The organism is Mycolicibacterium peregrinum (assembly GCF_001665625.1).
GTDB classification, from domain to species: Bacteria; Actinomycetota; Actinomycetes; order Mycobacteriales; family Mycobacteriaceae; genus Mycobacterium; species Mycobacterium peregrinum_B.
On record NZ_LZSY01000087.1, the window covers coordinates 93,004 to 113,439 of the forward strand.

A 20,436-nucleotide genomic window follows, 5' to 3' on the forward strand; every position below is an offset into this window, starting at 1 on the left:
TTGTCAATACCGAACTTACTCCAGAGTAAGAACAGTGGGTAATATGGCCCCGGACAACCCGACAGTGGAGGGCAAACAAATGGCCAACAACACGACCCGGCGACGCGTTGCCGTTTTGGGTGGCAACAGAATTCCGTTCGCACGGTCCGACGGCGCCTACGCCAACGCCTCCAACCAGGACATGTTCACCGCCGCGCTGGACGGGCTGATCGAGCGCTTCGATCTGGCCGGTGAGCAGCTCGGTGCGGTGATCGGCGGCGCGGTGCTCAAACACAGCCGCGACTTCAACCTGATGCGCGAGTGCGTGCTGGGCAGCTCGTTGTCGCCGTACACGCCGGCCTTCGATCTTCAGCAGGCCTGCGGCACCGGCCTGCAGGCTGCGATCGTCGCTGCCAACGCCATTGCGCTGGGGCAATACGAGTCTGCGGCCACCGGCGGTGTGGACACCGCATCGGACGCCCCGATCGCGTTCGGCAACGATCTGCGGCAGGTTCTGCTGGGCCTGCGCCGGGCGAAGTCCAACGTGGACCGGCTCAAGCTGGTCGGCAAGCTGCCGGCCGCACTGGGCGTCGAGATCCCGGTCAACAGCGAGCCCCGCACCGGTATGTCGATGGGCGAGCACGCCGCCGTCACCGCCAAGAAGATGGGCATCAAGCGCGTCGACCAGGATGAACTGGCCGCCGCCAGCCACCGCAACATGGCCGCCGCCTACGACCGTGGCTTCTTCGACGACCTGGTCACCCCGTTCCTCGGGCTGTACCGCGACAACAATCTCCGGGCCGATTCCTCGGTGGAGAAGCTGGCCAAGCTCAAGCCGGTGTTCGGGGTCAAGGCCGGTGACGCGACCATGACCGCGGGCAACTCGACCCCACTGACCGACGGTGCCTCGGTGGCGCTGCTCGCCAGTGAGGACTGGGCCCAGGCGCACGGTCACGAGCCGCTGGCCTACTTCGTCGACGGCGAGACCGCGGCCGTCGATTACGTCAACGGGCCCGACGGGCTGCTGATGGCACCGACCTATGCGGTGCCTCGCCTGCTGGCCCGCAATGGGCTGACCCTTCAGGACTTCGACTTCTATGAGATCCACGAGGCGTTCGCCTCGGTGGTGCTGGCCACGCTGGCGGCCTGGGACTCCGACGAGTACTGCAAGGAGCGCCTGGGTCTGGACAAGGCGCTCGGCAGCATCGACCGGAGCAAGCTCAACGTCAACGGTTCCTCGTTGGCAGCGGGTCACCCGTTCGCGGCCACCGGTGGCCGGATCGTGGCCCAGTTGGCCAAGCAACTGGCCGAGAAGAAGAAGGAGACGGGTAAGCCGGTGCGCGGCCTGATCTCTGTCTGCGCGGCCGGGGGACAGGGCGTCACCGCGATTTTGGAGGCGTAGCTTGCGGCGTGACCTCCGTAAACGCCCAGGCCGAAAACATCCGAAAAGTTTCTTTCGGGGATGTGTAACGGCCGCGGCATAGAGGTCGATACACGGGTAGCTCCGTGTTGCCGTCTGACCCCCCGACCCGACGGCAACACGGGGCGACCTAGCTTCAAATTCTCGGCAAATTCGGCCGTACTTTTCTCTGGTTTGAGGGGTACCCGAGGCGTACGATCGAGCGTACGACGGGTTCGGGAGTGACTGATCCAAAGAGTCGGTACAGGGGTGAAAGACCGGCTGCGTGAGACGAATTGAAACGCCCCCAGGTGTCCTCCCGAACCCGCCCTTATTTGTTTTGATCCCCGCATCGTCTGGCCCATACGGCCCGTAGCGTGGTGACATGCAGACCAGCCTCATCGCCTCGCTCAGTGACACCGGTGGCCGCTCCCCGATCGACGCCACAGTAGAGAATCTCGCGCAATTGCACGACGAGGGATTCCGGCGGGTCTGGATGACCCAGATGCCCTACGAACCGGACCTGCTGACCGTGCTCGCTGTCGCCTTCCGTGAGGTCGACGGGATCGAGGTGGGCACCGGCGTCATCCCGATCCAGAATCAGCACCCGATGCTGCTGGCGCAGCGTGCGCTCACTCTCAACCTGATCAGCGGCGGCCGGTTCCTGCTCGGCCTCGGCATGACCCATGCAGCGGTGACCGAGGGGATGTGGGGCATTCCGTGGGACAAGCCGGTGCGTCGGCTCCGTGAGTATCTGGACGGACTACAACCGCTGTTGGCCGGCGAACCCGCCGACGCACCGGGCGAGACGGTGACCACGCGCGGCGCGCTGCAGATCCCGGGGGCGACGGCACCAGATGTGTACATCGCCGCGTTGGGGCCACAACTGCTCAAGCTCGCGGGCCGTCGCACAGCGGGCACCGTCACCTGGATGACCGGCCCGACCACACTGGCCGAACACGTGTCCCCGACACTGCGCGAGGCGGCCGGGGACCGCCCGGTCCGCGTCGTCGCGGCGCTTCCGGTCAGCGTCACCGATGACGTCGACGGCGCCCGTGCTCAGGCCGCCAAACAGTTCGCCATGTACGGGCACCTGCCGTCGTACCGTGCCATGCTCGACCGCGAGGGCTACGCCGGACCCGAGGACGCCGCCATCATCGGTGACGAAAGCACTGTGGCAGAACGCATTCGGGCGCTCGGAACGATTGGTGTCGACGAATATGTCGGGGTGGTGTTCGACGCATCGCCCGAGAACCGGGCCCGCACAAGGGCGCTGCTGCGCTCGCTCGACAGCTGACGGGGATGATTGTCGCCGATCTGGCGGTTGCAGTCCTTGCCGGTGGCCGCAGGTGGATGTGGTTGCCGAGGCAAGCTTGACGCACCACCAGTAACGGAGGCCGCATTGCCCACAACGTCATCAGCGGCAGACAGCCCCAGCATTCTCGTGATCGGGGCAGGAGAACTCGGCGCCGGCGTGTTGTTCGCTCTCTCCAATCACGTCGCGCGCCCTCCAGACGCAACTCTCGCGGTGCTCTTGCGGCCACCGTCAGCGGGTGCCGACGCGAACAGCGATGCGCGCCAAACGAAATTGGCGGAGGCGGGGATCACGGTAGAACATGCCGACGTCTCGACGGCGTCGGTGGCAGAGCTTGCGGCCGTAATGGGGCGGTACCACACGGTCATCAGCTGTGTCGGTTTCGCGGCGGGGCCGGGCACACAGCGCAAACTCGCTCGATCGGCCCTCGCGGCCGGAGTGCCGCGGTTCTTCCCATGGCAGTTCGGTGTCGACTATGACGAGATAGGCCGCGGTAGCGCGCAGCCGCTGTTCGATGAGCAGCTCGACGTGCGTGACCTGCTGCGAGGCCAGCACACCACGGAGTGGGTGATCGTCTCCACCGGCATGTTCACCAGTTTCCTGTTCGACCCCGAGTTCGGCGTCGTGGATCTGCCTGCCGGTACCGTGCATGCGCTCGGAAGTTGGGACAACCAAGTCACCCTCACCACTCCCGAAGATATCGGGACACTGACCGCCGATATCGTCTTCGCCGAACCGCGACTTCGCGACACTGTTGTCTATCTCGCCGGGGACACCATCAGCTACCGCGAACTCGCCGATATCGTCGAACGGCTCCGTGGGAGTGCGGTGAACCGCACGCTGTGGACCGATGACTTCCTGGCCGAGCAATTGCGGCAGCACCCAGAGGACACGATGAGCAAGTACCGGGCGGTGTTCGCCCGCACCAACGGTGTTGCCTGGCCGAAAGACCAGTCCTACAACGCTGTTCGCGGGATCACCACCACGACCGCCGAGGAATGGGCGCGGACGAACCTGGCGTGATGTCCGGCGGCTAAGTCGATGTGGTCGGCTCGGGCTCGGATTCCGGCTCGAGCAGTTTGCGAACCGAGGTGCGAGATCCGTACGGGCGCAACATGCGACTGGCCGGGCGGGGCCGCACGATCTGCGGCCACCAGAACCACCGGCCGAGCAGCGCCGCGATGGACGGCGTCATGAACGACCGCACGATCAAGGTGTCGAAGAGCAGACCGAGGCCGATGGTGGTACCGATCTGCCCGAGCACGATGAGATCGCTGAAGATGAACGAGGACATGGTGGCGGCGAACACCAGGCCGGCCGCGGTCACCACCCGGCCGGTCCCGGCCATGGCGCGGATGACGCCGGTCTTGAGACCGGCCCCGATCTCTTCCTGGAATCGGGATATCAGCAGCAGGTTGTAGTCCGCTCCGACCGCCAGCAGCAGGATGATGGCCAGAGCCAACACGATCCAGTACAGCTGGATGCCGAAGATGTACTGCCACACCAGAACTGACAGACCGAACGACGCTCCCAACGACAGCACGACCGTGCCGACGATGACCATCGCGGCGACCAGGCTGCGGGTGATGAACATCATGATGAGCAAGATCAGGCTGATGGCTGCCAACGCGGCGATCAGCAGGTCGTACTTGGCGCCGTCCTGAATGTCCTTGTACGCAGAAGCAGTTCCGGCCACGTAGATCTTGGCGTCCGACAGCGGCGTGGCCTTGATCGCGTCGAAGGCGGAGTCCTTGAGCGCATCGATGTGCGAAATACCCTCGGGTGTGGCGGGAGTGCCCTCATGCGTGATGATCATGCGGGCGGCCTTGCCGTCGGGTGACATGAACAGTTTCAGGCCACGTTTGAAGTCGGGGTTGTCGAAGGCTTCCGGCGGCAGATAGAACGAGTCGTCATTCTTCGCGGAGTCGAAGGCCTGGCCCATCGCAGTCGAATTCTCGAGGGCTTCCTGGGACTGCGAGTTGGTGCCGGCCGTGGTGGCGTAGTTGGACAGGGTCAGATCACGGTTGCGCTCCTGGATGGCGATCTGCGGCGGCAGCAGCGCCACGAGTTTCGGCTGGAGGGCGTCGAGCTTGTCCAGGCTCGCGGTGATCTGACCGAACTGGTCGCTGAGCTTGTCGATCCCGTCGAGCGCATCGAAAACCGACCTCAACGCCGCGCACATGGGGATGTCGAAACAGTGTGGTTCCCAGTAGAAGTAGTTGCGCAAGGGGCGGAACTGATCGTCAAAGTTGGCGATCTTGTCGCGCAGGTCGTTCACGATCGCGACGGTGTCGTGGAACGCCTGCGTCTGCTCATGGGTGGCGGCGGCACTGGCCTGCTGCAAGGAGACCTGCTGCTTGAGGATGTTGATCGTGTTGGACAGCTCGCCTGCCTGCTTGAGCAGATCGGCGGCGCGGTCCTGCTGGTAACCCAGATTCATGATCTGGCTGGCGCTTTGCGCGCTGATCTGAAATGGGATGGAGCTGTGCTTGATCGGTGTGCCCAGTGGTCGGGTGATCGACTGGACCAGGGCAATGCCGCGGGTGTGCAGAACGGCCTTGGCAACGCGTTCGAGCACCAGCATGTCCGCGGGGTTGCGCATGTCGTGATCGGTTTCGATCATCAGCAGCTCGGGGTTCAGCCGGGCTTCGGAGAAGTGGCGGGTGGCGGCGGTGTAGCCGATGTTGGCCGGTGCTGATTCCGGTAGGTAGGGGCGGCCGTCGTAGCTGGTCTTGTAGCCCGGCAGGGCGAGTAGGCCGACGAGCGCGATCAGACACGACACCACCAGGATGGGACCGGGCCACCGCACTATCGCGGTGCCGATGCGCCGCCAGCGCGGTGCCCGTGGATTGCGTTTCGGCTCGAGGAGTCCGAATCGGCTCCCGATGGTCAGTACGGCGGGCCCGAGCGTCAGTGCGGCCACCAGCGTCACCAGCACGCCGATGGCGGCGGGTACGCCCAGGGTCTGGAAGTAGGGGAGTCGGGTGAAGTGCAGGCAGGCCACGGCTCCGGCGATGGTCAGCCCGGAGCCGACGATGACGTGGACGGTGCCGCGAAACATGTCGTAGTACGCGGCTTCGCGGTCCATGCCACGGCTACGCGCCTCGTGATAGCGGCCGACGATGAAGATGCCGTAGTCCGTACCCGCAGCGATCGCCAACAGCGTCAGCAGGTTCGTCGAATAGGTGGACAGACCGATGACCCCGGAGTGCGCGAGCGCGGCGACGACACCGCGCGCGGCCGCCAGTTCGATGAGGACGGTGACGAGCATGAGGAGCATCGTGACCAGGGATCGGTAGACCACGAGCAGCATCACCGCGATGACCAAGAAGGTTATGCCGGTGACCTTTTCGGTGCCCTCGCTACCCACCTCGAAGTTGTCGGTGATGAGCGGCGCGGCGCCGGTGACGTAGGCCTTGACCCCGGGCGGTGGTGGGACACTCGCCACGATCTCGCGGATGGCGTCGACGGACTGGTTGGACAATGCCTCGCCCTGGTTGCCGGCCAGGTACACCTGCACCAGAGCGGCCTTGCCGTCCTTGCTCTGTGAGCCGCCCGCGGTGAGCGGGTCTCCCCAGAAGTCCTGGATGTGCTCGACGTGCTCGGTGTCCTCGGCAAGCTTTTTCACCAGGGTGTCGTAGAAGCGGTGGGCATCATCGCCGAGCGGCTGATCACCTTCGAGCACGATCATGGCTGCGCTGTCGGAGTTGAACTCGTCGAAGACCTGGCCGATGTGGCGCATCGCCATGGTCGACGGTGCATCGGGCGCGTTGAGCCCCACCGAACGTGCTGCGCCGACGACCTCCAGTTGTGGCACAAGGATGTTCGTCAATGCGGCGATGGCCACCCACACGAGCACGATCGGTACCGCGAGCATGCGGATGGTCCGCGACGTCCTGGAGCGGACGTCTGCGCCTTCGGCGTGCTGCCCGCTCATGCCGACTTGTCCAAGCATGCGATGTAGCCGTTCACGTTATCGGTGGACCTTTCGTCCTTGACGACACCGTTGACGGTGATGCGGCAGCCGATGTATTCGCCGTCGCCTTGCGCCCGCAGGTCGGCGAACATGGTCGGGTCATCGGTGACCAGGGTCTGCGACCAGGGCAGCGTCACGTCCTCGGCCCGCTGGGGTTGTGCGTCGATGTCCAGGTAATTGATGGTGGCTACCGAGCCCGGTGATCCGAATACTTCGAAGAGAACCCGTTTCGGGTTGTATCCGGTGTTCTCCAGGGCGTCGGCACTGGGGCGTGACACCTCGTTGTCGGAACCGAATATGCCGTGTAGTCGGCTGACGGTGAACGCGACGACCGCCACCACGAGCACGGCCACGATCACCGTCCAGCGCCGCCTTATCAGGCTGCCTACCGAGATCCCCTGCATCTCAGAGCCTTTCGACAACGGGCGCTCTGCGCGCCGTGAGGCGAGAGTCTTTGGCCGTTCCAAGCACCTGAACGGTACCGTACGGTACAGTCGATTGCAGGGCAAGGCCTACAGGCAAGTGGCCGTGGTTGCCCGCTATGGAAAGGTTTTCAGTGTCACCCGCTTCGACCGCCTCGTCGCATGACGTCTCACCGCCGGCCCCGGCGACACAGTGGACCGAGCGCGAATCGGAGTTGTTGGCGGTCACCCTGCGTCTGTTGCAGCAGCACGGATACGACCGGCTGACGGTGGAAGCCGTCGCGACCGAAGCGAAGTCGAGCAAGGCCACCATCTACCGCCGGTGGCCCTCGAAGACCGAGCTGGTCCTGGCAGCCTTCATCGAGGGCACCCGGATCCAGTTGGTGCCGCCTCGCACGGGCGCGCTGCGGACCGATCTGCTGAGTATCGGCTCGTCGGTGTGCGCACAGGCACGCGAGCACGGCAGCACGATGAGCGCGATCATGTCCGAGGTGGCGCACAGCCCGGAATTGAGTGCGGCGCTGCAGAATCAGTTCGTTCTGCAGCGCAAGAAGCTGATGACCGAAGTGCTGACGGATGCGGTCAACCGGGGTGAGATCACCGCCGCGGCGGTGCACAACGAGTTGTGGGATGTGATGCCCGGGTATCTGGTGTTCCGGTCCCTGATCCCGGGACGTCCGCCGACCGAGGAGACGGTTCGGGCGCTCGTGGACGACGTGTTGATGCCCAGCCTGACCCGGTTCTGACCTGTCAGCGGCGGCGCCACCACACGAGCAGGCCTACCGCCGCGAGCACGGCAAGCGCAGCGGCCACCGGAACCGCCGGTTTGGACCGCGCGGCCTCGGTTGCGGCGTGGGCCCGGTCGACGAAGGCTTCCTTGGTCTCGACTGCCTTGTCCTGTGCCCGGCCCTTGACGTCGAGTTTGTCCGACAGCGCAGCCACCGTCTCACCCAGCTCGCTGCGCGTCTTGTCGATATCGGACTGGAGTTCGTCGATGCCGGCGTCTGGCCCCGGTTCGGGCGGAAGGCGATCAGCGGTGGCCATGTCGTGCCTCCTTGAGCTCGTCGAGATCCTGCTTGACGCTGTCGACCGATTGGCTCGCCGGCGGCGGTACCTGTTTGGCTTGGCTGCGGCTGACCAGCGCGGCCACCCCGGCCCCGAGGAACAGCACCGCGGCGACGATGAGCGCGGCCGCCCATACCGGCAGGGCCAGCGCGATCGCCGCCACGGCGGCGGCGACGACCGTCATCAGGCCCAGCACCGCCAGCAGGCCGGCAGCGCTGATCAGCCCGGCGCCGAGTCCGGCGTGGCGCGCCGACTCCTGGAATTCGCGTTGCGCCAATCGCAGCTCGTCGCGTACCAGCCGTGTGGTCTGCTGCTGTAGTTGGCCGAGGAGCTCGGCCGTGGACGCTTCGTTGATGGTTTTGGGTTCGGTAGTCATCGGTGGGCCTTTCCCCATGCGTACTACTTCTCACACAGCTGTGCCCGACGCAGGGCCCGGCAAAACCTCGTACCGCCGCCGGAACCCGTTAGAACCGGTCGGTTCGGGGTATCCGCACTGTCAGCCCGAAAGCCGTTCTTTCGGGGCCTGGACGATGCGAGGAGAACCCGTGAGCCGACTCTCGAAAACGCTGTACCTGCCGCTGTCGATGGCGACGAGCGTGGGCGGGGGACTGTTGGCCGGCGCGTTGTTCACCCAGATCTGGAAGCGCATCGATGAGCCGAATCTGGAACCGCCCGACCCCAAAGATCTCGAAAGGTCCACCGCCAAAGCGCTGACGGCTGCGGCCCTGCAGGGCTTGGTGTTCGGCTTGGTCCGCGCCGCCGTCGACCGGGCGGGAGCCAAGGGCTACCGGGCGCTGGCCCATGAATCGCCCGTGTAGCGTTCCGCCGCCGCGGGCCATTCAGGCATCCCCGATCAATCGGCCCAGGCCCTTCGACTGGTTGCGCGGACGCGGCTGACCGCGATGTGATGCGACCCGTCGCAGTGTGCGGCGGGGATGAGCGGGTCGATTCGGCGGGCGTCGGCGCGGTTGATGTGTCGACCGAGCGCACGCTTTTGCGACGTGGTCAGCGAGCGGTCGCGGCGGGCCAGCAGCTCCAGTTGCTGCCAGCTCAGCCCGTCGAGTTCACCATCGGTGTCGTGCGTGGCGACGACGACGCATCCGCGCAGCAGCGGAACCGTCTTGGGGGTGAAAGCTGTTGTGGCCAGCAGGAGTTCGGTTGCCTTCCGGTTCACGTGACGCTGGCATGAGTGTGTTGACGGGCTGAACCAGAAGTCGAACTGCCGATCCGCGGAGGTCAGGCAGTGCAGCCCGTGGTCGTGGACGAGCTGGTTGATATCGGCGGTGGTGTAGGCCCGGGTTTCATAGACGGCGCCATAGACGCTGAAATATAGGACGGTGTTCATGGTGGTGATCCATTCGCCTCTTTCTGTTTCAGTGCGGTCGCGGACTCGCGCCGCTGATACAGAAGTTACCCATGTGGCAAATGGGATAAACCGCGATAACGATCAGGACACTATCTGCGCACATTCAGTCCGTTGAGTGCCCAGATCGTCAGATACGCCAACCCGAAGAACGCTGCAACAGCTATCGCCACGCCGGTCGACTGCACATAGGACAGCGGTGCGCGCATCCAGTCGAACGTCGCCGCGACCACCGCATCGGGCCGGGTCACCAGGTCCCAGGAGTTCCAGCGCTGGAACCGGCCGATGACCACGCCGACGGCGCACCCCGCCACGGACAGCACGACGGCCAGCCAGCCCCAGAACGAGCCGAATTCGTCGTCAAGGCGCTGATGCACCAGCAACAGCGAGACCACGCCCAGCAGCATCCCGGTCCACGCGGCGAATCCGTACTGCAGCACGTGACGCCACAGCTCGTAGCCCTCGCCGAGGTGGACCAGATCGGTCACCAGATAGGGAGCGTTCGGCAGGAACGCCAACCAACCCAGTCCCAGCGGCAACAGCCACAGTCGTCGCTCGACCAGATCGAAAGCGATCGCGAAGACCATCGGGATCCAGGCGAGCACCAGGTTCCACACCAGGAACTTGGTCGGGTAGGACATCGGCGCCGCCGGATCGGTGATCCCGAGGGCCAGGGTGAGCGCGGTCGTCGCCATCAACGACATGACGAGCAAGATGCCGCGGGCTTCAGTCATGCGACCAGTTTGTCATCCGCCGAATGTTGGCTTGTGTCCCATATTTCGGCCGAATTTGAGACACGAGCCAACGTTGGGCTTGGTCACCGCACTACCAGCGCCGGTGCAGCCGGTCGCGGTAAGACCGCCCGTCGGGGTCGTAGACGGCGCGGTACACCGGTTTTGCCCACGCCTGGGTGAGCCGGCCGAGACGCTCGGGTTGATGCGGCCGGAGCCGCCCGGGCGGGCGCGGGCCGGTCCGCCCGCCGTCATGCCAGTCCTGCAGCGCCTGCGCCGACGCCGTGACGGCCTCGACCGCAGCCGCCGGATCGATCAGGTCGACATCGTCGTGGGGGGCGAGGTCGAGATGTTCGGCGAGTAGCCGCAGCCGGAGGTTGCGGGCGAACACCCGGGCACCATCGCCGCGGCCCGCTGGGTCACGGGGTTCACGTTGGTCGCGGGTGCCGTCGAGTACTGCGCACGACAACTCGCTGTCGTGCGTCCAGGACCGCCGGTTGAAGTTGTCGCTGCCCACGCAGGCCCAGACATCGTCGATCACACACACTTTTGCGTGTACGTAAACCGGTGTCCCCATGTGGTTTTCGATATCGAAGATATGTACACGCCGCGGGTCGGCGGCCCGGCACTTCTCGATCGCCTGCTGGCGGCCCACCTGGTTGGGTGGCAGGGCCCAGCGGCCATCGACATCGGGGTGTCGCGGCACCACCGCGATCAGGTGTAGGTCAGGGTTGTTCGCCAACGCGTCGGCGAACAACTGCGAAACCTGCTTGGACCACAGGTACTGGTCTTCGAGATAGATCAGGCTCCTGGCCCGCTGCACGGCTTTCGTGTACCCACGTGCCACGCTGCGCTCGCCGTGCGGGGCAAACGCGTACTCGAAGTGGGCATCGGGATAGGTCCGCAGTACTTGCACCGCCTGTCGGCCGCAGGGTGGGGGATCGGGCGGCTGCGGCGGCAATGTGCCGGCGCTCAGGTCGGAGCGGCGAAATTTATCGGCGATCCAGGCGATCGGCGACAGCATGTCCAACGGTGCCGGGTCGGTCCAACGCTCCCGGAACGTGAAGTCCAGCGAGCCGACCGCCGGTCCCTGGATGCGTAGCTGGACGTCGTGCCACGGCGGGTGTTCGCCGTACTGGCGAGCCATCCGCATCGACTGCGGATCCCCATGGTGGTCGGCGTCGTCGCGCCGCGAGTGGCAGAGGTCGATACCGCCGGCGAAGGCGACGTCGCGTTCGGGTGCGCCGGGATGGCGCAGTACGACGAGCTTTTGGTGATGGGAACCGCCGATGCGCACCCGTTGGTCGAGCAGCACCTCCCCACCCGCTGCCTCGATCACGTCACCGAGATGCCGGTTCTCCTCCTCGCTGTAGGCGAATCGGTCCAGGTGCGAGCGCCACATCAAGCCCTTGACGACAACGCCACGCTCGGCAGCCTGGCAGAACAGCTGGGCGATGGTAGGTCCGTCAACGCGCATCCGTTCGTCGGGGTCGCCGCGCCAGTCGGTGAAGAACAGATGGTCGCCTCGGCGCATCTCGCTCACCTCGGCGGCCAGCCGATCGAAGTAGGTTGCGCCATGGATCAGCGGTTCGACCCGGTTGCCGGCACACCAGTCAGGCAACAAGGTGTCCGGATTGCCGCGTTCCTCTGTCGTGAGGAACCAATTCGTCAACTCCATGGGCACTGTCCGGAGATACCCGTTGGCGGCCGTGTCTGCACCCGGGTGCATCAAAGACAAACGCCCCCGGGTAACCCGGGGGCGTTCGACTTCGAACTTCTTAGAACGCAGCCTCGTCGAGCTCCATCACCTCGTTGTCGAGGGTCTCGATGACCTGACGGGTGCTGCTCAGCAGCGGCAGCATGTTCTTGGCGAAGAACGATGCGGCGGCGATCTTGCCGTCCAGGTAGGTGCGCTCCTCGCCGGTGGCGCCGGCGTCGAGCTTCTCGATGGCCACTGCGGCCTGGCGGGCCAGCAGCCAGCCGAGCAGCAGGTCGCCGACCGACATCAGGAAGCGGACCGAACCCAGACCCACCTTGTAGATGCTTGCGGCATCTTCCTGGGCGGCCATCAGGTACCCGGTGAGGGTGGCAGCCATGCCCTGCACGTCCTCCAGCGCGGTGGCCAGGAGGGCACGCTCGGTCTTGAGGCGGCCGTTGCCGGTCTCGTTCTTGATGAACTGCTCGATCTCGCCGGCCACGAATGCCAGCGCCTGGCCCTTGTCGCGGACGATCTTGCGGAAGAAGAAGTCCTGCGCCTGGATGGCGGTGGTGCCCTCGTAGAGCGAGTCGATCTTCGAGTCGCGGACGTACTGCTCGAGCGGGTAGTCCTGCAGGAAGCCGGAGCCACCGAAGGTCTGCAGCGACTCCTGGCCCAGCAGGACGAAGGCCCGTTCGGAGCCGCAGCCCTTGACGATCGGCAGCAGCAGGTCGTTGACCTTGTGGGCCAGCTCGGGCTCCACCCCGTGGACGGCCTTGGCAACGTCCTCGTCCTGGAAGGTCGCGGTGTAGAGGTAGACGGCGCGCATGCCCTCGGCGTAGGCCTTCTGGGTCATCAGGGACCGGCGCACGTCGGGGTGATGGGTGATGGTGACGCGCGGGGCAGCCTTGTCCATCATCTGGGTCAGGTCGGCACCCTGGACGCGCTCCTTGGCGTACTCGAGGGCGTTCAGGTAACCGGTCGACAGGGTTGCGATGGCCTTGGTGCCCACCATCATTCGGGCCTGCTCGATGACGTCGAACATCTGCGCGATGCCGTTGTGCACCTCGCCGACCAGCCAGCCCTTGGCGGGAACGCCGTGCTGACCGAAGGTCAGCTCACAGGTGGTGGAGACCTTCAGGCCCATCTTGTGCTCGACGTTGGTGACGAAGGCGCCGTTGCGCTCGCCCAGCTCACCGGTCTCGAAGTCGAAGAGGAACTTGGGTACGAAGAACAGCGACAGACCCTTGGTGCCCGGGCCGGCGCCCTCGGGGCGGGCCAGCACCAGGTGCATGATGTTCTCGAACATATCGTCGGAGTCGGCGGACGTGATGAACCGCTTCACGCCGTCGATGTGCCAGGAGCCATCCTCCTGCTGGACGGCCTTGGTGCGGCCGGCGCCCACGTCGGAACCGGCGTCGGGCTCGGTGAGCACCATGGTGGCGCCCCAGCCGCGCTCGGCGCCCAGCACTGCCCACTTCTTCTGCTCTTCAGTGGCGTTGTTGTAGAAGATCTCGCACATGCCCGCGCCCATCGCGTACATGTAGGCCGCGGGGTTGGCGCCCAGGATGTGCTCGATCAGCGCCCACTGCAGGGCACGCGGCACCGGCATACCGCCGAGTTCCTCGGAGAGGCCGACCTTGTCCCAGCCACCCTCGAGGAGGGCGCGCATCGACTTCTTGAACGACTCCGGCAGCGTGACGCTATGGGTCTTGGGATCGAAGACGGGAGGGTTGCGGTCGCCGTCGGCGAACGACTCGGCGATGGGTCCCTCGGCCAGTCGTGCGATCTCCGCGAGCATCTCGCGAGCCGAATCCTGATCGAGATCCGCAAACTTGCCGGTGCCGAACACCTTGTCGATGCCGAACACGTCGAACAGGTTAAAGACCTGGTCACGGACATTGCTCTTGTAGTGGCTCACTTTTCCTCCTTGTGGAATGCCACCTGAGGTTGGGTACTTTGGATAAGTTACCCACCAGTAACTGCGGCTAACTATACCGTTCAGTAACTTCAACGCAAAGAGACTCTGAGCAATTTCTGAAAGCTAACCAACCCAGTGGTTGATCGAGCCTTGTACCCCTTTCCGTAAACGGGCTTGACCAGCTGTTTTCGGATAATGTGAGGATAGTCACCAATGGTCTACTAAGGTGGCCCGATGCGTCGAATTGCGGTGTGGGGTACGGGCAACATGGGTGCGACGGCGATCAGGTCGGCCACGGGATTTCCGGGCCTCGAACTGGCAGCGGTGATCACGTCCTCGCCCGACAAGGCCGGTCGCGACGCGGCGACGTTCGCCAAGCTCGACGCGCCCACCGGAGTCGAGGCCACCACCGATGTGGACGCGGCACTCGCCCAGTGCGATGCGGTGGCGTATATGTCTTCCGGCGACATCCGTCCCGAGGAGGCCCTTGCCGAGATCGAGCGGTGCCTCCGTGCAGGTAAGCAAGTGGTGACGCCGTCGCTGTACTCGCTCTACGACCCGGCCTCGGCTCCCGCCGAATGGGTCGAGCGGCTCACCGACGCCGCGGTGGCCGGCAACTCCGCGCTTCTGGTCAGTGGCGTGGACCCGGGCTGGGGTAACGATGCCCTGGCCGTGATCGCGGCGGGGTTGTGCACCCGGATCCGCACCATCCGGTGCCAGGAGATCTTCGACTACTCCACCTACAACCAGCCGCACTCGGTCCGGGTGCTCTGCGGTTTCGGTGGGTCGATGGACGAGACGCCGATGATGTTGCTGCCGTCCATCCCCACCATGGTGTGGGGCGGCAATGTCCGCTTGATCGGCCGCGGGCTCGGCCTGGAGATCGACCAGATCACCGAGACGGTCGAACGGCTGCCGCTGACCGAGGCCGTCGACAACGTCATGGGCCGGTTCGAGGCAGGCACCCAGGGCGCATTCCGCCTGCAGGTCATCGGGTGGGCCAACGGGGTCGAGCGGGTCGTCATCGAGCACATCACCCGCATCGACCCGGCCTGCGCGCCGGACTGGCCGCAGCCCGACGAAGGGGTCGGCGATCACCGGGTGATCGTCGACGGCGATCCGCAGTTGAGCATCGTCGTGCGCGCCGATGTGCCGGGTGGCACCCGCGCCGACGGCGGCAACACCACGGCGGCCAACCGTCTGCTCGGCGCGATCGATTGGCTGGCTACCCAGAAGCCCGGTATCTACGACGGACTTGACGTGCCGTTGCACCCGCCGCTGCCTGCCGAGGTCGAAGCGACCCGCTGGATCTGAGTTCTCTCTGCCGAGTTCTTCCGCCGAGCAGACACTCCGGTACCCGAAAATCGGCAACTCCGGGTACCGCCACGTCTGCTCGGCAATCAGGGGTGACGCGCTTGCTGACGCAAGCACCGGGGCGGCTCCTCGTTCCAAAGACCCCCGCAATCGGCCTCTGACGTGGAACATTCCGGCATGGGGTTTCTCCAGCCGAACCTGCCGGTCGTCGATGTCGCGGTGTGGAGCAAAGGCACCCGCGCCGAGCGAATTGTGCCGATGGCGCGGCACATCGCCGAGAACGGCTTCGGCACGCCGCTGGTGATGCCGCTGATGTACGGCGTGAAGATCGTGCTCTACGTTCTCGGTGCCTGGGTGTTCGCGTTGTCGACTCGGGGCGTCGACGGATTCACCAACGTCGGGGCCTGGTGGTTGGAGCCGATCGTCTTCCAGAAGGCCGTCCTCTACACGATGTTGTTCGAAGTCGTCGGGCTCGGTTGCTGTTTCGGGCCTTTGGCGGGCCGCTACTTTCCGCCGATGGGATCGATCCTGTACTGGTTGCGGCCCGGGACCGTGCGGCTGCCGCCGTGGCCGGACCGGGTGCCGTTGACCAAGGGCGACATCCGGTCCCCGATCGATGTGGCGCTGTACGCCGGACTGCTCGTGTTACTCGTGACAGCGCTGTTGTCCGATGGGTCCGGCCCAATTTCCGCCCTGGACACCGAGATCGGCGTGCTGCCCTGGTGGCAGACCGCCGCGGTGCTGTCCGTCCTGGCGTTGCTCGGGTTGCGCGACAAGGTGATCTATCTGGCGGCCCGCGCCGAGGTGTACGCGCCACTGGCACTGGTGTTCCTGTTCGTCGGGACAGACATCGTCGTCGGCGCAAAGGTGGTCTTCCTGGTCATCTGGCTGGGCGCCGCTACCAGCAAGCTCAACGCGCACTTTCCGTTCGTCATTTCGACGATGCTGGCGAACAATCCCTTTGTCCCGCCGGGGATTCTCAAACGCTCGATGTTCAAGCGATATCCGGACGATCTGAGGCCCAGCAGTGTCGCGCACTTCATCGCGCATTTCTCGACGGCAGTGGAGGGGTTGGTGCCGCTGGTGCTGTTCTTCTCCCACGGTGGCTGGCCCACCGCCGTCGCGGCATTCGTGATGGTCGTGTTCCACCTGAACATCCTGTTGTCGTTTCCGATGGGTGTTCCGCTGGAATGGAATGTCTTCATGATCTTCGGGTTGCTCTGGCTTTTCGTCGGCCATGCGGACATCGGACTGTCCGACCTTGGCGAACCCTGGCCGGTGGTGCTGCTTCTTGTCGTCCTCGCGGGCACCGTGGTGTGCGGAAACCTGTTGCCGCACAAGATTTCCTTCTTGCCCGGCATGAGGTACTACGCAGGCAACTGGGACACCACGGTGTGGTGCGTGAAGCCGTCGGCTGACGAGAAGCTGCGAGCAGCCTCGCGAGCGCTCGGCCCGATGTATCACCTGCAACTGGAGCGGCTGTACGACGACGGTGAAACGCCCCAGATCATCACCTATCTCGGCTACGCGTTCCGCGGGATGAACACCCACGGGCGCGCATTGTTCACGTTGGCGCACCGAGCCATGACCGGCCAGGACGAAGCTGACTACAACTTGTGTGAGGGCGAGCAGGTCTGCGCGATGCTGCTTGGCTGGAACTTCGGTGACGGCCACATGCACAACGAGTGCCTGATCGAGGCGATGCAACGGCGCTGCGGGTTCGATCCGGGAGAGGTTCGTGTGGTGATCCTCGACTCGCAGCCGATTCACACCAAGCGACAGGAGTATCGGCTCGTCGACGCAGCCACCGGCGAGTTCGAGCGGGGTTACGTCGAAGTCGATGACATGGCCGTCAACCAACCTTGGGCGGATGACCTGCCAGTGCACGTCGGCCGCAGTGCGGCAGCCGGCATGTCCTGAAGACTTCCGTCCGCTCCGACGAGAAGACGCTGCGGTACCGAAAATCGGTGTTCGCGGGTACCGCAGCGTCTGCTCGCGGGTCAGTCCGTGGGTGCCTCTGAGGCCTCCGGTGCCGACTCCGGTTGCGCCGCGTCAGATTCCGACGGCTCCGACGGCTCCGACGACTCGGCCGAATCCGCCGACTCCGCATCGGGCAGCTGGGCCACCAGATACTCGGCCAGCCCGCCGATGGTCGGATAGTCGAAGACCGCCGTCGCGTTGAGCGTGAACTTGCCACCGAACTGAGTGTGCAGTCGGTTGCGCAGTTCGATCGCCATCAGCGAGTCGGTGCCGAGATCCAGGAAGCGGCTGGTCGCGGCCGGCGGTGAAGCGAGTCGCAGGAAGTTCTGCACCTCCTTCTGCAGGAACTCGGTCACGAACCCGGCACGCTGCGGCACGGGGATCTCGAGCAGCTGCTTGAGAACCTCACTGTCACCGACGACCTCACCGACGGCACTCGGCAACACCAGGTCGAGGATCGGAGGCCGCTGACTGCCCAGCACCTTCGCGGCCCGCTGCCAGTTGGCCTTGATGACGGCCGCCTGGCCGGTCCCGTTGGCGACGACCTCGGCGAGCGCGGCGAGGGCGGCCGAGGGATCCAGCGGAATCAGGCCTTGCGCACTGATATTGGCTGTCGCCGCCTCCGAGGAGGCCATGCCACCCTGACCCCACGGGCCGAAGTTGATGCCGGTGGCCGGCAGGCCCTGCGCCCTGCGCTGTGCGATCAGACCGTCGAGCAGCGCATTGGCCGTCGCGTAGTTGGACTGCCCCGGGGAACCGAACAGGCTGGACACCGAGGAGGACACGATGAAGAAGTCCAGCTCGTCGTCCTTGGTCAACCTGTCCAGATACTCGGCGCCGAAGGCCTTGGGTGCCAACACCTTATGGAACCGCTCCGTGCTCTGCTGACCCAGCAGCGCATCGTCGAGCACACCTGCCAGGTGGGCGACGCCCGCAAGCGGCGGGAGCTCCGCACGGATCCGCTCCAGGAGGTTCGACACCTCGGACTCCTCGCCCACATCGGCGGTGAACACATGGATGCGGGTCTTGTTGCGCTCGGTGATCTCCTCGATCAGCTTCTGCGCGTCCGTATCCGGTGCGCGGCGGCTGGTCAGCACGATGTCGCCGGCACCCAGCTGAGCCAGATACGACGCGGTGTGTAGACCGATCGCCCCGAGCCCACCCGTGATCAGGTAGGTCCGATCCGGCCGAGGTGCAAGCAGATTCGGCAGCTGGCACACGATCTTGCCGATGTGCCGGGCTTGCTGCATACGCCGGAACGCCGTCCTGGCCTCCGTCAGCGGGTAGATCTCCGCGGGCAGCGGAGTCCATTCGCCCTTGGCGAGGCCTTCCGACACCTCGGTGAGCAGGTCGCGAATGCGATCGGGCTCGGTGAACATCACCGTGTCCAACGCCACGATCTCGTAGGCGATGTCGGGACGGGCCTCGGCCATCTGCTCAGGTGACCAGATGTCGCGCTTGGCGATCTCGGCGAAGCGGCCGTTCTTGCCGGTGGCCTTCAGCGTCGCCTCGATGAACCCTTCGCTCGTCAGGGAGTTGAGCACCACGTCCACGCCCGCACCGTCGGTGTCCGCCAGGATCTGATCGGCGAAGTCCGTTGTCCGCGAGTCATAGACGTACTTGACACCCAGCTTGCGCAGCGTGGCCCGCTTGAAGGTGCTCGCCGTGGCGTAGACCTCCGCACCGCACTGCTGTGCCATCTGGATGGCGGCCAGGCCCACACCACCGCTGGCGGCGTGGATCAGCACCTTGTCGCCGGGCTTGAGCTTCGCCCAGTCGAACGACAGTCGGACGGTCAGCGCCGCGGCCGGAATCGTCGCGGCCTCGACCGCGCTGACCCCGTCCGGGATCGGCGCCAGGAACTGGGCAGGCACGTTGAACCGGCTGGAGAACGCACCCTGCATGGAGCCGTAGACCCGCTGGCCCACCTCGACTCCGGTGACGCCCTCACCCAATTGTGTGACGATGCCGGCGAAGTCACCGCCGATCGGTCCCGGATCACCGGGGTACAGGCCCAGCACGTTGAGCACATCCCGGAAGTTGAGACCTGCGGCCTCCACCCGGACCTGCACATAACCCTCGTCCGGCGCCGGCACCTCCTTCTCGGTGATGCGGAGGTTGTCGATCGCGCCGCGTTCGGTGGGTGCCAGGACGTAGTCGCTGCCGCGCGGCACCGTGAGGTTCCCGCTTCGCGACCATGGCAGCAACCGAGATGCGAGCAGCTTGCCTTGCCGCACAGCGATTTCCGGTTCCTCGACCGGGGTGGCGATCAGATCGGCCAGTGCCTGCACGGCCTCCGGTGACCCGTCGCAATCGATGAGTTTGGCGTGCAACGCCGGTTCCTCGTTGATCGTGGTGCGGCCGAAGCCCCACAGCGCCGCCTGCACCGGATCGACCGGCTCGCCGGATTCGGTGGCGACGGCCCGCTCGGTGACGATCCACAGACCATTCGGGAGTTTCACCTCACCGCCCTGCACGGTGTGCACCGCGCCGAGCAGATTGGTGATCTCGGTTTCGAGTCGCGCCTGACTGTCAGCACCGGCCGATTCCGTGCCCGGCGTGGCGGCACGCCAGATGACACCGGAGAACGGCAGACCGCGCTCCTTGGCCTCTGCCAGCACCTCTCCCAGCTGCTGACCGGTGTTGCGATCGAGCGGGATGCAGCCCGGCACCTTCGCGGCGAGTTCGTCGAACCCGGCGACCAGCCAAGTGCCGCTCGGGCTTTCGGCCGCAGCGTCGGACGGCGGCACCGGCACTTCGTGCCAGCCCAGCGTGTACAGCAGCCGGGTGGCGTCGCCGCCGAGGCCACGAAGCAATGCTTCGCGGGGTGCGCGCTTGACGGTGAACTCGCGAACGCCGCCGAGGTAATGGCCGTCCCGATCGATGTACTCGAGGTCGAACACCTGGGTTTCGTTGTTGAGCTCGGCCTCGTGCCACTTCGCCCGGCAGTAGAACCGCCGAGGCATCTTCTCTTTCAACGTCACCTGCCCGTAGCGCAACGGCAGGAACAGGTCGTTGACCCCTTGCTCGGCCGCCAGAAGAGCCGGGAACGCCGGGAAGGCGACGCCCGTGCACAGGTCCATCAGGACCGGGTGCATCGGCTCGGTGCCCAGTTGTTCGGCGAGTTCCGCTCCGACCAGGATGTCGCCGATCGCCTCGCCCTCACCGAGCCACAAGGACTTCAGGGAACCGGACCAGTTTGGGCCCCAGGCCAATTCCAGGTCGGCGAAGGTCTCGAACGGCTGGAACGCATGCGTCCGCAAGAGCTGGTCTCT

General features: G+C 65.4%; 16 protein-coding genes. 7 read left to right on the plus strand and 9 right to left on the minus strand.

The window, feature by feature from the left end; all coding sequences use genetic code 11:
• Positions 1–79 precede the first annotated feature (79 nt).
• The 3 genes from A5779_RS12215 (at position 80) to A5779_RS12225 (ending at position 3,716) form a co-directional block, all read left to right on the plus strand.
• Positions 80–1,381 (plus strand): acetyl-CoA C-acetyltransferase, encoded by a 1,302-nt coding sequence (locus A5779_RS12215; protein WP_064882195.1) that lies wholly within the window; start codon positions 80–82, stop codon positions 1,379–1,381.
• Positions 1,382–1,763: 382 nt separating this feature from the next.
• Positions 1,764–2,675: a TIGR03564 family F420-dependent LLM class oxidoreductase gene (locus A5779_RS12220; protein ID WP_064882142.1), complete on the plus strand. Its 912-nt coding sequence runs from the start codon at positions 1,764–1,766 to the stop codon at positions 2,673–2,675.
• 105 nt (positions 2,676–2,780) lie between these two features.
• Complete coding sequence (locus A5779_RS12225) at positions 2,781–3,716, plus strand: aromatic alcohol reductase (RefSeq protein ID WP_064882144.1); 936 nt, start codon at positions 2,781–2,783, stop codon at positions 3,714–3,716.
• A gap of 10 nt (positions 3,717–3,726) precedes the next feature.
• On the opposite strand, the gene A5779_RS12230 is transcribed toward A5779_RS12225, so the two are convergent.
• Both A5779_RS12230 and A5779_RS12235 read right to left on the minus strand, forming a co-directional pair.
• On the minus strand, positions 3,727–6,630 hold the full coding sequence (locus tag A5779_RS12230; RefSeq protein ID WP_064882145.1) for an MMPL/RND family transporter: 2,904 nt from the start codon (positions 6,628–6,630) through the stop codon (positions 3,727–3,729).
• Positions 6,627–7,073, minus strand: coding sequence for an MmpS family transport accessory protein (locus tag A5779_RS12235; protein ID WP_055119681.1), 447 nt, complete (start codon positions 7,071–7,073; stop codon positions 6,627–6,629). Before A5779_RS12235 ends, A5779_RS12230 begins: the two co-directional genes overlap by 4 nt.
• Positions 7,074–7,210: 137 nt before the next feature.
• Between A5779_RS12235 and A5779_RS12240 the strand changes: the two genes are divergently transcribed.
• Entirely contained in the window at positions 7,211–7,837 is a 627-nt protein-coding gene (locus A5779_RS12240; RefSeq protein WP_082941658.1) for a TetR/AcrR family transcriptional regulator, read from the plus strand.
• A gap of 4 nt (positions 7,838–7,841) precedes the next feature.
• Here the strand turns inward: A5779_RS12240 and A5779_RS12245 are convergent, their stop codons facing one another.
• Positions 7,842–8,135: a DUF3618 domain-containing protein gene (locus A5779_RS12245; RefSeq protein WP_064882149.1), complete on the minus strand. Its 294-nt coding sequence runs from the start codon at positions 8,133–8,135 to the stop codon at positions 7,842–7,844.
• A complete protein-coding gene (locus A5779_RS12250) occupies positions 8,122–8,532 on the minus strand; it encodes a phage holin family protein (RefSeq protein WP_064882151.1) in 411 nt (136 codons plus the stop codon). Before A5779_RS12250 ends, A5779_RS12245 begins: the two co-directional genes overlap by 14 nt.
• A gap of 169 nt (positions 8,533–8,701) precedes the next feature.
• On the opposite strand from A5779_RS12250, the gene A5779_RS12255 reads away from it, so the two are divergent.
• Positions 8,702–8,974, plus strand: a complete 273-nt coding sequence (locus A5779_RS12255) for a DUF4235 domain-containing protein (RefSeq protein ID WP_064882153.1) — start codon at positions 8,702–8,704, stop codon at positions 8,972–8,974.
• A 35-nt stretch (positions 8,975–9,009) separates the two neighbouring features.
• On the opposite strand, the gene A5779_RS12260 is transcribed toward A5779_RS12255, so the two are convergent.
• The 4 genes from A5779_RS12260 to A5779_RS12275 form a co-directional block, all read right to left on the minus strand.
• Complete coding sequence (locus tag A5779_RS12260) at positions 9,010–9,501, minus strand: hypothetical protein (RefSeq protein ID WP_064882155.1); 492 nt, start codon at positions 9,499–9,501, stop codon at positions 9,010–9,012.
• A gap of 110 nt (positions 9,502–9,611) precedes the next feature.
• Positions 9,612–10,253, minus strand: coding sequence for a DUF1361 domain-containing protein (locus A5779_RS12265; protein ID WP_055119693.1), 642 nt, complete (start codon positions 10,251–10,253; stop codon positions 9,612–9,614).
• Positions 10,254–10,344: 91 nt separating this feature from the next.
• Complete coding sequence (locus tag A5779_RS12270; RefSeq protein WP_064882198.1) at positions 10,345–11,928, minus strand: phospholipase D family protein; 1,584 nt, start codon at positions 11,926–11,928, stop codon at positions 10,345–10,347.
• 100 nt (positions 11,929–12,028) lie between these two features.
• Positions 12,029–13,867 carry an acyl-CoA dehydrogenase gene (locus tag A5779_RS12275; protein ID WP_064882157.1) on the minus strand — a complete coding sequence of 613 codons (1,839 nt, stop codon included), beginning with the start codon at positions 13,865–13,867 and terminating at the stop codon, positions 12,029–12,031.
• 234 nt (positions 13,868–14,101) lie between these two features.
• Here A5779_RS12275 and A5779_RS12280 point away from each other — a divergent pair, with 234 nt between their 5' ends.
• Entirely contained in the window at positions 14,102–15,181 is a 1,080-nt protein-coding gene (locus A5779_RS12280; protein ID WP_064882159.1) for an NAD(P)H-dependent amine dehydrogenase family protein, read from the plus strand.
• A 177-nt stretch (positions 15,182–15,358) separates the two neighbouring features.
• A complete protein-coding gene (locus A5779_RS12285) occupies positions 15,359–17,101 on the plus strand; it encodes a DUF3556 domain-containing protein (protein ID WP_064882161.1) in 1,743 nt (580 codons plus the stop codon).
• A gap of 80 nt (positions 17,102–17,181) precedes the next feature.
• Here A5779_RS12285 and A5779_RS12290 read toward each other — a convergent pair.
• The coding region (locus tag A5779_RS12290) for an SDR family NAD(P)-dependent oxidoreductase (RefSeq protein WP_131811641.1) at positions 17,182–20,436 on the minus strand (3,255 nt) is incomplete at its 5' end.